This is a genomic window from Thermostichus sp. MS-CIW-40, assembly GCF_054058315.1.
The window spans coordinates 24,200-35,682 of sequence record NZ_JBSSAC010000028.1 but is presented as its reverse complement, the minus strand read 5'-3'; the positions used below and the strand labels follow the sequence as shown (position 1 = coordinate 35,682).

General features: G+C 58.1%; 12 protein-coding genes and 2 pseudogenes. 8 read left to right on the top strand and 6 right to left on the bottom strand.

What is annotated here, in order from left to right:
- The 3 genes and pseudogenes from ACVWXF_RS09690 to ACVWXF_RS09680 all read left to right on the top strand — a co-directional run.
- A pseudogene (locus ACVWXF_RS09690) lies at positions 1 to 167 on the top strand (RNA-guided endonuclease TnpB family protein); the annotation flags it as partial.
- Positions 98 to 394 (top strand): ATP-binding protein, encoded by a 297-nt coding sequence (locus ACVWXF_RS09685; protein WP_457384768.1) that lies wholly within the window; start codon positions 98 to 100, stop codon positions 392 to 394. The pseudogene ACVWXF_RS09690 and the gene ACVWXF_RS09685, both read left to right, overlap by 70 nt.
- A gap of 177 nt (positions 395 to 571) precedes the next feature.
- Positions 572 to 1,654, top strand: a complete 1,083-nt coding sequence (locus ACVWXF_RS09680) for an isocitrate/isopropylmalate dehydrogenase family protein (protein ID WP_457474273.1) — start codon at positions 572 to 574, stop codon at positions 1,652 to 1,654.
- Between the two features lie 57 nt (positions 1,655 to 1,711).
- Here ACVWXF_RS09680 and ACVWXF_RS09675 read toward each other — a convergent pair whose 3' ends face one another.
- A complete protein-coding gene (locus tag ACVWXF_RS09675) occupies positions 1,712 to 2,638 on the bottom strand; it encodes a D-isomer specific 2-hydroxyacid dehydrogenase family protein (protein WP_414416498.1) in 927 nt (308 codons plus the stop codon).
- A gap of 331 nt (positions 2,639 to 2,969) precedes the next feature.
- Between ACVWXF_RS09675 and ACVWXF_RS09670 the strand changes: the two genes are divergently transcribed.
- The 4 genes from ACVWXF_RS09670 to queA all read left to right on the top strand — a co-directional run bounded on the left by ACVWXF_RS09670 (position 2,970) and on the right by queA (position 7,930).
- A complete protein-coding gene (locus ACVWXF_RS09670; RefSeq protein ID WP_457474272.1) occupies positions 2,970 to 4,181 on the top strand; it encodes a phosphodiester glycosidase family protein in 1,212 nt (403 codons plus the stop codon).
- 1,074 nt (positions 4,182 to 5,255) lie between these two features.
- Complete coding sequence (locus ACVWXF_RS09665; protein WP_457474271.1) at positions 5,256 to 5,963, top strand: cob(I)yrinic acid a,c-diamide adenosyltransferase; 708 nt, start codon at positions 5,256 to 5,258, stop codon at positions 5,961 to 5,963.
- A gap of 123 nt (positions 5,964 to 6,086) precedes the next feature.
- A complete protein-coding gene (gene dcd, locus ACVWXF_RS09660; RefSeq protein WP_011433274.1) occupies positions 6,087 to 6,668 on the top strand; it encodes a dCTP deaminase in 582 nt (193 codons plus the stop codon).
- Between the two features lie 83 nt (positions 6,669 to 6,751).
- Positions 6,752 to 7,930 carry a tRNA preQ1(34) S-adenosylmethionine ribosyltransferase-isomerase QueA gene (queA, locus tag ACVWXF_RS09655; protein ID WP_457474270.1) on the top strand — a complete coding sequence of 393 codons (1,179 nt, stop codon included), beginning with the start codon at positions 6,752 to 6,754 and terminating at the stop codon, positions 7,928 to 7,930.
- Positions 7,931 to 7,985: 55 nt separating this feature from the next.
- On the opposite strand, the pseudogene ACVWXF_RS09650 reads toward queA, so the two are convergent.
- From ACVWXF_RS09650 to ACVWXF_RS09630, 5 genes and pseudogenes are all read right to left on the bottom strand, one after another.
- Positions 7,986 to 8,169: pseudogene (locus ACVWXF_RS09650) on the bottom strand (hypothetical protein); the annotation flags it as partial.
- Positions 8,170 to 8,217: 48 nt separating this feature from the next.
- Positions 8,218 to 9,027: an HAD family hydrolase gene (locus ACVWXF_RS09645; protein ID WP_457474269.1), complete on the bottom strand. Its 810-nt coding sequence runs from the start codon at positions 9,025 to 9,027 to the stop codon at positions 8,218 to 8,220.
- Between the two features lie 77 nt (positions 9,028 to 9,104).
- A complete protein-coding gene (locus tag ACVWXF_RS09640; protein WP_414350639.1) occupies positions 9,105 to 9,374 on the bottom strand; it encodes a hypothetical protein in 270 nt (89 codons plus the stop codon).
- A gap of 12 nt (positions 9,375 to 9,386) precedes the next feature.
- Positions 9,387 to 10,667, bottom strand: coding sequence for a beta-ketoacyl-ACP synthase II (fabF, locus tag ACVWXF_RS09635; RefSeq protein WP_457474268.1), 1,281 nt, complete (start codon positions 10,665 to 10,667; stop codon positions 9,387 to 9,389).
- A 33-nt stretch (positions 10,668 to 10,700) separates the two neighbouring features.
- Entirely contained in the window at positions 10,701 to 10,946 is a 246-nt protein-coding gene (locus ACVWXF_RS09630) for an acyl carrier protein (RefSeq protein WP_041436540.1), read from the bottom strand.
- A 240-nt stretch (positions 10,947 to 11,186) separates the two neighbouring features.
- Here ACVWXF_RS09630 and rpsF point away from each other — a divergent pair, with 240 nt between their 5' ends.
- Positions 11,187 to 11,477, top strand: a complete 291-nt coding sequence (gene rpsF, locus ACVWXF_RS09625; RefSeq protein ID WP_414419165.1) for a 30S ribosomal protein S6 — start codon at positions 11,187 to 11,189, stop codon at positions 11,475 to 11,477.
- Positions 11,478 to 11,483: the final 6 nt, after the last annotated feature.

Below are 11,483 nucleotides of genomic sequence, written 5' to 3'. Positions count from 1 at the left end.
TCAAGTGTGGGCACTGTGGATGGGAAGGGGATGCGGATTTGAATGGTGCGAATGTGATTGCGCTCTTGGGGGCTGTCGTAAACCAGCCTAGAGGTTCGTGGTTGGCTTGCCAACTGCAGGGCTACCGAAAGCCCGCCCTGTACTGCGAAGCAGTCAGGGTCGAGTAGTTTACGCTCCCTACACCCACTTGGAGCTGAAGATCATCGACGATGGCTGCGGTATGCCGGCGTCCAAGAGTGGGGTGGATCCCGCCCAGCCGTCTGGCCATGGACACGGGTTGCTCAACATGCGCTACCGAGCCGAGTTGATCGGGGCAAGCATTGCTTGGCGTAATCGCCGCTTTGGCAGTGGCACAGTGGTGGAACTGCGGATCTCTTTGCCGCCGAGTTCCTAATCTTGTCCCCAGCCCAGTCTTTTCAAGGTAGCGGACGCAGCATTTTCGGTCTCAACCTGTTCTATAGTCGTTTAAGCTCAACGGATCCCCGGTTGTCTGACCCGTTTGTAGGGGATCCTCTCACGCTGGCAAGGCGGAGTTTTTGCGCTGTCGTTAACACTGCGAGGAGAAGCATCTGTGGCCTATCGTGTGACTTTGATCCCTGGGGATGGCATCGGCCCGGAAGTGGCCAAGGCGATGACCACGGTCTTGGAGGCTACTGGGGTTCGGTTCGAATGGATCCCGGTAGAAGCAGGAGTGGAGGTGATCGAGAAATACGGCACCCCCTTGCCGCCCCAGGTGTTGGAGTCCATTCGGGAAACCAAAGTGGCGATCAAAGGGCCGATTGGCACTCCCGTAGGTACTGGCTTTCGTTCGGTCAACGTAGCCATTCGCAAGGAGCTGGATCTCTACGCCAATCTGCGCCCGGCCAAATCCATGCTCGGTGTCAAAAGCCCTTTTCAAGACATTGACCTAGTGGTGGTGCGGGAAAATACTGAAGATCTCTATGCCGGGATCGAGTTTGAACGGGGCACGCCGGAAGCCATCCGAGCGCGGGAGGAAATGATGCGCCTCTCCGGCAAACCCATCCGCGAGGGATCCGCCATCGGCATCAAGCCCATTTCGGACTTCGGCAGCCGCCGCATTGTCAAATTTGCCTTTGAGTACGCCCGCCAGAATGGCCGCAAGAAGGTGACGGCAGTGCACAAAGCCAACATCATGAAGTTCACCGATGGCTTGTTTTTGCAGGTGGCACGGGAGGTGGCCCAGGAGTACCCCGACATCGAGTTTGAAGATCGCATCGTGGACAACATGTGCATGCAATTGATGCAAAAGCCGCAGCTCTACGATGTGCTGGTGCTCACCAACCTCTATGGGGACATCATTTCCGACTTGTGCGCGGGGATGATCGGCGGGCTGGGGGTGGCGCCGGGGGCCAACATCGGCGACGGCATTGCGGTTTTTGAGGCCATTCACGGCTCTGCTCCCAAATATGCCGGCCAAAACAAAGTCAACCCCTGCGCTCTGATCCTCTCCGGGGCGATGATGCTGCGCTACCTAGGAGAGCGGGAGGCTGCCGCAAGGGTGGAGGCGGCGGTGCAGGCGGTGATCGCCGAGGGCAAGCAGGTCACCTATGACCTGGCCACAGGGGATCCTGTCGGCACTCAGGAGATGGCAGAGGCCATTGCTGCCCGCGTGCGGGAGATGGCTTCGCAGTAGGGTTTGGCGCCAAATGTTTCTGATCCCAGGCTCCCCAAGGGAGGGGGGCTAGAGGACTCAATACCCCAAAACCGGATCCACCACCCCCAGCAAGGGATCCCCGGCCCGGAAGCGCCGCACATTTTCTCGCACCCGCTTAGAGAGGGCTGGGACAATCATGGCATCGGTAAGAGCAGTGTGGGGGGTAATCAGGCAGTTGGGCAAGCTCCAGAGGGGATGCCCATCCGGTAGGGGCTCGGGATCCGTGACATCCAAGGCGGCCCCGCGAATGACCCCCTGCTGCAGGGCGGCCACCAAGTCGGAGGTCACGATGTGCTTGCCTCGCGCCACATTCACCAGCCAGCACTGGGATCCCATCTGCTCCAACTCAGCTTGGGCGATGATCCCCTCGGTTTCCGGCGTGAGAGCCAAAGCCAGGATCACCACATCTGCCCCTGCCAACACCGTTTGCCGTTCCGCGAGCGTCACCACCCGCGTGGCCCCCGGCAAGGGATCCGCCTTGCGACGCACCACGTCGATGGAGCATTGAAAAGGCTGCAACAGCTTGATCAACTCTTGGGCAATGCCCCCGGCCCCGAAAATGACCACACGGCTACCCCAGAGGCTGGTACCGGAGCCCTCCTGCCAAGTTTGGGCCAAGGCGCGGATCTTCAAGTCGCGCAAGCCGGCCAAGGTCAAGGCCAAGGCATGTTCTGCCACCGGTTGAGCATAGACTCCCTTGCCACAAGTCCACACATAGGCAGGATGCAAAACCCCTGCCCGAACAAAGGGTTCCACCCCTGCCCAGGGCAGCTGCACCCAGCGGATCCCTTTCCCTTCCGCCAGACAACGCTTCAGGCCAGGCACATCAAAGGCATCGGCCCAGACCAAGGCTTCTGCTTCTGCCAGGGGCACAATTTCGCCACCCCCTGCCAAAACAGCCTCTTTGAGCCAGGGGCGAAGATGGCCGGGTTCGACGGCAATGCGTTTGCCTTGGATGCCCATAGGAACCGTTGGATAAGGCTTTCCCCTTGCCAGGATACTGTCGGCAGAGCGAGAGATGGCATGCACGGGCAGCCAAACCGGTGTCGAGTGTTAAGGGATCCCAAAGGGATCCTGGGCCACTTCCATAGGATCGCTAGGGTGAAAATTAGGGCTGCTGTGTTGGCTCAATCCTTAAGTAGGTAGCATTCCCCAATGACCCTATCCGAACTGCTGATCTTGGTGACGCTGCTCTTTCCCGGGATCCTGTTGTCGCTCATTGTGATGGGAACCTTTGCCGCAGGGGGATAATCATCTCCCAATGACAATGGTGAAGCCCTAAAGACGTGAAGACATGTCCAAAACCAAGCTGAGCGCCTGGGTCATGGGCTGGGGGTTAGCCTGCACTGCTGCTCTCTTTTTGCCCAGCGTGGCTGCTCAAGCTCAGGTGACCCTCGGTGTGCAGCCGGTGCGGGTGGTGCAAGGGATCCCTTTGTACCAGAAGGAGGTTTGGGTTGGAGACAATCGGATCCCCGTTTCTATCGTGGTCATTTCTCTCGCAGCGGGCCAACTGCGGCCTATCTGGGCTGCACCTGCGGGGCTGGTGGGTCTGGGGGAGCTGTCTTCCTTTGGCCCCGAACAGGGAGCAGTAGCCGCCATTAACGGTGGGTTTTTCAACCGCAACACCCGTCAGCCGCTGGGGGCAATTCGTCGGGATGGCCGTTGGATCTCCAGCCCCATTTTGGGTCGTGGGGTCATCGCCTGGTCGGATGGGACGGCAGGGCAAGAAGGGGGATCCGTGCGCTTTGCCCGTCTGCAGATGCAAGCAGAGCTGCGCAATGCCATTGGGGATCAAATCCCAGTGGTGGGCATCAATACAGGCTATATCCTGCCCGGCATCTCCCAGTTCACCCCCGACTGGGGATCCACCTACACCACCCAAACGGACGACGAAATGCTCGTGATGGTGCGGCAGGATCAGGTGCAAGAAATTCTGGTGGCGGGCCTGGCCGGCAGTTTGACGGTACAGATTCCCAGCGAGGGGTATGTATTGGCAGGGCGGGGGCTAGAAGGTGCCCTAGAAGCCCGCAAGCTGGTTCCCGGGGATCGCCTCAGCTTTTATCTGCGCTTGGATCCGCCTGAGCTGGAAGCCTATCCTCACCTCTTGGGCGCAGGGCCGCTCTTGCTCTTAGATGGACAGGTGGTTTTGGATGCCCGATTGGAGGGATTTCAGCCTCTCTTTCGCAGGCAGCGAGCCGCCCGCAGTGCCATCGGCCAACTGGACAGCGGACATTTGCTGCTGGTGACCGCCGGCAATGCCCAGGAAAATCAAGGGCTCACCCTGCTGGAGATGGCACAGTTGATGCAGCAATTGGGCTGTCGCCATGCCTTGAACTTGGATGGGGGCAATGCTTCCACCTTGGTGCTGGGGGGAGAGGCCGTCAATTTGGAACACCGACACCCAGAAGCCAGCCCACCCAACAGTGAGACGGATCCCAGTCCCTCCCGGCGGCGTACACCCCGAGTTCACAATGGCCTAGGGTTTTTCCCAAGCCCAAGTCGGTGACAGAAAACTTTTGTGCCGGCGGGATAGAGTCTTTTCCCTTTGATCCAGGGATCGAGGGTGGGATCCCCGGACTTCCTGGCTGATTGGAGGAGGGGTCAAGTATTCTCCAGGATTGGATCTACCTTCTCAACAAAAATCTCTCCTCGCCAGAGGAAGGACTCGGCTTTGATTGCGCAATGGGATCCCGGCAATCTCAGCACCCAAAGCCCCAGAGCTTTTTCAGGTCAATTTTAAGTGGGATCCAAACTGAACGCCCAATGCTCATTTCTCATAACAGAAATAGAGATTAAATTAAGTAGAAAACATTGGCCTTGAGACCGGTAAGAAAAATGATCAAAGAGGCGATCTCTTGAAGAAGACGACCTCAGAGTATAAAAGGCACACAATTCTTTACGCTTCTGCTAAATCAGATGCTGGTTTTCAAAAAAGTATTGTCAATAATCCATTTTTTGACGAAGATGATTGACGAATTTATATTTCTTCACTCTCGAGGTTAGAAATTAACTCCTTGGACTTTTGGTTACAATTCTCTCTACTACGAATGTTCGCTAATGTGTAGGCCTACCCGGCTCCCGACCAAATGTATAGTTATTTTAAAAATGACTATCTCTCCTGGTGGACAAGGCTTTTGGGGTAGGTTGACCCTTGCTCCTCTCTCGTGGGTGGGCTGCTGGTACTGGCATTCCTGTTTGTGAGAGTTAATCTTATTTGGAAGAAATTGATCTTTTTCTCAAATTTTTATAGAGCACCTCTATACTCAAGTGAGATAGCCCCACACACAAGCTTCTGGGCTAGGCCTGAAATTTTATTGAGATCCCCTGTCAAAGCTTTTCAGGTATTGCCTCTTGTGCCAAAAGGCTAGGATGGGCAAGGATTGTATTTTCTATTACTCTATTGGGGATGATTTGTATGCCAGCTAGAAGCAGAACCGACTCATTGACGGATACGCACAGGTGGTGTTTCATGGAATCCATAGCCGACGCTCTCCACCACTTGTAGGCCTTGTAACCTAGGGCCGTGTTCTCTAGCCTGCTCGCGAGATAGAACGTGGTTTGCACTGCTTCTCCAAATCCTATGCCTTCCTCCAAGGATGCCGCTCCTGTAGCCCGCGCCAAACAGCCTGCGGCTCAAGCCAGCCCTGCTGCCGGCGAGCTTTTCCTTCAGCAGAATGGATCCCTCTCCGCCCAGTTGGTTCCCCAGGGATCCCTGCAGCTTTACACCCACCCCAGCCGGGGCATGTTTACGCCCGTCATGGCTCAGGCGATGCGCTTGGCAGGCCAGGGAACGCGGGTGCTGATCGTGCAATTTCTCAAGGGTGGGATCAATCAGGGGCCCGCAAATCGTCTCTCCCTGGGCAGATCCTTGGAGTGGGTTCGCTGTCGCCTGCACCGCTGCATCGATACACCTCACCTAGAGCCTGAGGAGCGGGTGGCATTGGATGAGCTGTGGCAATTTACCCAGGAGGCTGTCAGGAGTGGCCGCTATGACTTGGTGGTGTTGGATGAGCTGAGCTTGGCTGTGAAGTTGGGCCTGATCCCAGAAGCGGAAGTGCTGAGCTTAATCGACCAGCGCCCCATCTCCATGGACATGGTGATCACCGGGCCGGAGATGCCGGATTCGTTTCTGGAGCGGGCCGACTTGATCACGCAGTTGCGCCTACGTGGCATCCCAGGCCCAGGGCTGCGCACTGCCGATGCGAATGTTGCCTGTTCTCTGGATCCCCCTCAAGTCAGCGGCACAGGTGCTATGCCTACAGCAGCCCATGTTGCTCCGCACCGCTAGCGCAAACAGTTTCCGCTCCGAAAGACCTAGGCAACACGGGTCGCGTCAGGGGGGCGAAGTCCTAATAAGACTGGAGCTTGTCCACCAGATGTGCCCTCACTCTCCAGGAAGCCGGCTGTAGCCATGTTGAAAAACGACCGCTGGATCTGTGAGCAAGCGCGGCGAGGGATGATTGAGCCCTTCTGTCCTGAGCTGGTGCGCGCTGTTGAGTCTCGGCCTGTTTTGAGTTACGGGCTGTCTTCCTACGGCTACGACATCCGCCTGTCGCCGGTGGAGTTCAAGATCTTTCGCCATGTGCCCGGCACGGTGGTGGATCCCAAGCGGTTTAACCCCAAGAATCTGGAAGCGGTGGAGCTGCACCACGACGAGATGGGGGATTACTTTATCATCCCGGCCCATTCCTATGGGTTGGGGGTGTCCTTGGAACGGCTGCAAGTCCCGGATAACATTACCGTGATCTGCATTGGCAAATCTTCCTATGCCAGGGTGGGTCTGATTGCCAACCTGACGCCCGCTGAGGCGGGATGGCGGGGCTATCTCACTCTGGAGTTTTCCAACGCCTCTAGCGCCGACTGCCGTGTGTACGCCAACGAAGGGGTGGTCCAGCTTCTTTTTCTGGAAGGGGATCCCTGCCAAGTGACCTACGCCGACCGCGCCGGCAAGTATCAGGATCAGCCGCAGCAGGTGGTGGTGGCCAAGGTTTAGCTGCTTCCCTCAAAAGGGAGAGGGTTGGCGGGATCCGGTTGGCTATGCTGGATCCACGTAGAACCCCATCTTGATTCATCTCCATGCCTGACTCTTTTTCGCCTGCTGCCGCTCCCCCCGGTGAGGCCGAGCCTTTGGGCGATAGGGAGTCCAATCCCGATCTGCTTACAGCTTCCTACGACTACACTCTCCCTCCAGATCGGATTGCGCAAACGCCGGTGGAGCCCAGGGATCAGGCGCGGATGCTGGTGGTGTACCCGGATAGGCACGAGCATCGCCGCTTCTGCCATCTGCCTGACTACCTGCAGGAAGGGGATCTGCTGGTTCTCAACGATACCAAGGTGATCCCGGCCCGCCTGTTCGGGGCTAAGGAACCCTCTGGGGCGCGGGTCGAAGTGTTGCTGCTGGAGCCTTGCCTGGAAGGGATCCCTGCCGCCGCCCAACCTCTGCCGGATCAGGCGTGGAACTGGCGGGTTTTGGTCAGGCCGGGCAAACGGGTGAAGGTGGGGGATCGGATTGGTTTTTGGAGCAAGCAGGGATCCCCCTCTGGGCTGAGGGCCACCATTCTGGCTTTGGATCTGGAAACCGGCGGGCGAGTGGTGCAGTTTGAGTGGGAGGGGGCACAGCCTTTTGAGGAAATCCTGGAACAGGTGGGCCGGATCCCGCTTCCTCCCTACATCAAGGCTTCCGGATCCCCGGGCTCAGGACAAGTTCGCCCTGAAGACTACCAAACCCTCTGGGCCAAAAACCCCGGCTCGGTGGCTGCTCCCACGGCAGGGCTGCACTTTACCCAGGAGCTGCTGGAGCGGCTGGCCCAAAAAGGGATCCAAACGGCCTACATCACCCTGAACATCGGCCTGGGTACCTTCCGACCGGTGGAAGCGGAGCGGGTAACCGAGCATCGTCTCCACAGCGAGTGGCTCAAGGTGCCGGCAGAAACGGTGGCAGCCATCCAAAAAGCCCAAGCCCGAGGGGGGCGGGTGATCGCGGTGGGAACGACTGTGGTGCGCTCTTTGGAAACCGCGGCAGCCTCTGGCACCTTGCAGCCTTGGCAGGGGAAAAGCGATCTCTTCATCTACCCCGGCTACTCCTGGCGGGTGGTTCAGGGACTGGTCACCAATTTTCATCTGCCCCGCTCCAGCCTGATGATGCTGGTGGCTGCGCTGATCGGGCGGCAAAGGCTGCTGGATCTCTACCGAGAGGCCGTCGACCAGGGGTATCGCTTCTATTCCTTTGGGGATGGCATGCTGATCCTGCCCTAGGGCTGGGGCTGACCTGATACATTTACGCTGAACACTGCTGAACATCACTGTTCAACTATGCAGCGATAGCACTCTGTTTGTTTCCAAACAGAATGGCGGTATCCCGCAAAGCTTTGAGTAGAATACCCAAAGCGCAGTTTCCGTGTCGTCTTACTACCAATTTTCTGCTTTGCTTTGGCTACCATGTTGGCAGACTCGAAAGTAAACAGAAAGATCAACTGGTAGTAATCCGTACTGAACATATTATACATTATTTTCAGTATAGTTGAGCTTATTATTGACTAGAGTCATGCTCCCTGGGATCCCTTGAAGGAACCGGCCTCCGCTTCTGCTTCAACTGGGGTCGAAGGACGGTTTTGCCCGCCGGCAAACCAGTTTCGGATGCGATCCCATTCCACCTGATGGTAGCCGTCCACCGCCCAATTGGCCCGCCGCTGCAGCATGTGCAGAGGAAAGAAGGTGGCCAGAGCCAGCACCGGGATCCCTGCCGAACGGGCTGCCTGAATGCCAGAGTAGGTGGCTTCAATGCTCAAACACGCCTGGGCAGGCAATTCCATCCGCTGCAAAAGCAGGCGGTGCAAGTGTCCTGGGGAAAATATTGGGCCTGCATCATCCCCCGTCACTCGATAGGAGCCCACATCGGTCAACTGTATCAGGGCCGGGCAACAGGACTGGAAACGCTCCAGAAAAGCGGTCACCTCGGCTGCCGATTGGCCGCACAGCAGGCCGACCTTCAGTTGCAGCCGCTCCAGCGTCTCCAAAGTTTCCGCCAAACCGGGAATGAGAGGCAATTCCCTCTGCCCCTGCAAAGCCTGTCGGTAGTATAGGGCCTTGCGTTTCAGCAGCTCTTCCAGTTGTTTGGGGCTGAGCACCCGCCCTTGATCCCCCCACAGAGCCGGCAGGCGCTCTCGATCCGGTCGGCCCAGGTATTGCAGCCGGTAAAGCTCCCGCTGCCCAGGGGATCCCGACTTCGGCCAGCACAGGTTCCAGGGGCGCAGGTTCTCTTCCACCAGCAGTTGGTTGATGGCCTGTAGGTGCAGGCTCTCGTCATCGGCCACCACTCCACTCCAGCTCAAGATCACCCCTTGCAGTCCCATAGGGGGGACATCACCCTCTGCTAACGACCGCAACCCAACTGCCGGATCCCTGCTTCAGATCACAGCAGATGGCTTGTCTATCCATTTTGAACGCGACGCTCGAACTCTTCCCGAGTGGTGTCCACCAATTGCACTGCCTCTGGATAGAGCTGAGGATGGTTTTGCTTCAGCCAACTGAGCACCCGCGCCAATTGAGCTGCACACAGATCCAAATCCGCTTGAAAAATAACCGCCGCCGCCATGTGCTGGGCATATTCGGGCGGGTGACCCTGCTGCGCCAGCTCCGCTGTCAAAGCGGCCAAGGCCTGTTGGCGAACTGAGGGCAGTGAACTTTCGGGAGAAGACATAGGCCAAGCCCTTCAAGCGGGAGAGTAGCGGCGCAAGGCCAGCGTGACGTTGTGCCCACCAAACCCAAAGGCATTGACCAAAGCGGCCTCGACAGCCATCTGCCGCCCCTTGTGGGGGACAAAATCCAGCCCTTCGCACTCGGGATCAGGGTTGTCCAAGTTGAGGGTAGGAGGAACCCAGCCGTGGTGGATGGCCAAAGCTGTGGCCACCGTGGCAATGCCACCCGCTCCCCCCAACAGGTGGCCGGTCATGGACTTGGTGGCGCTGATGGCCAAACGGGGGGCATGCTCGCCGAAGACCGACTTGATGGCCTGGACCTCGGCGATATCCCCTACAGGGGTGCTGGTGGCATGGGCATTGATGTGTTGCACATCCCCAGGCTGAAGCCCGGCATCCTTGAGGGCCAGCCGCATCGCCCGGGCCGCTCCCTCGCCGCCGGGGGCAGGGTTGGTCATGTGGTGGGCATCGCAGGTGAGGCCATAGCCGACTATCTCCGCATAGATCTTGGCCCCGCGGGCGCGGGCGTGCTCCAACTCCTCCAGCACCAGGATCCCTGCTCCTTCCCCCATGACAAAGCCATCGCGATCCCGATCAAAGGGCCTACAGGCTTGCTCCGGGGTGTCGTTGCGGGTGGAAAGGGCCTTCATGGCACTAAACCCCGCCATGGACAAAGGGGTAACCGCCGCTTCCGTGCCACCGGTGATCGCCGCTTGCACCTCTCCCCTCTGGATGAGCCGAAAGGCATCGCCAATGGCGTTGGAGCCAGAGGCACAGGCCGTAACTGTGCAGGAATTGGGGCCTTTGGCGCCAAAATGAATGGCCAGGTGACCCGCAGCCATATTGGCGATCATCATGGGCACCATGAAGGGGCTACAGCGATCCGGCCCTTTCTGCAGATAGATGGTCTGCTGCTCTTCCAAGACGCGGATGCCGCCGATGCCGGTGCCCAAGATCACCCCCACTTGCTCAGCGTTGAGAGCGGTGATGCGAAAGTCGGCGTCCTCCAAGGCTTGCCGGGTGGCCGCCATCGCCAGATGCACAAAGCGGTCGGTGCGCTTGACATCCTTGCGATCCAAATAGTCGAGGGGATCAAATCCCTTCACCTCTCCGGCAATACGGCAGTCGTGGCGGGAGGCATCGAAATGGGTAATCGGCCCAATGCCGGAGCGCCCTGCCAGCAAGCTCTGCCAAAACTCGGCAGGAGAGTTGCCGATAGGGGTGACCGCACCCAGGCCCGTAATCACAACGCGGCGGGTTGGTCTGTAAGCAGTGGCGGGATCCAGAGTAGCCATCGTCCGGTGTTAGCCCAGGGGTATGGAGGCAGATTAGGCAGCTTTCTTCGAGAGGATGTAGTTAACAGCGTCTTGCACGGTGGCGATCCCCTCTGCATCTTCATCGGGGATCTCCAGGTCGAATTCCTCTTCAAAAGCCATGACCAGCTCCACCGTATCGAGGCTGTCGGCCCCCAGGTCGTTCTGGAAATTGGCTTCCGGGGTCACTTTGTCGTCTTCCACGCCCAGTTGATCGGACACGATCTTACGAACACGGCTATAAACTTCGTCTGCGCTCATGCTTGGAATCCCAACTCTCGATTCAGCGTGTCTTGGCCGGGCCAACCGGCGGCCAATGAAGCAATCCCTATTGTATCGGACAACGGATCCCCTCTTGTGAGCAGCCTCACCTGCATTTGCCGCTGCGGCCAGAGTATGGAGGTGTGGGGATTGAGCCGCGGCCTTTTCGGTTGCAGGAAAGAAAAGCTAGTATAGTCTACTGCATCTCTACAACTGGATCCTCAAGGAGAACTCGCTTCCATGCCCCGCGCTTACGAAACGATGCTGATTGTGCGTCCTGATCTGTCAGATGAACCCCTCGAACAACTGCTCAGCAGTCAGGAGGCAATCCTGCGAGAGAACGGAGTAACCCACGTGGAGATTACCAATAGGGGCAAGCGCCGCTTTGCCGGGTTTGAGATGAAAAAGTTTAAGGAAGGTCTGTACATCCAGTTCAACTACGAAGCCGAACCCAGTGCGGTGGCTGCCTGGGAGAAAAACCTGCGCATCAACGAGAGTGTGCTGCGCCACATGACTCTCCGCGTCGGCTAGGTTTGA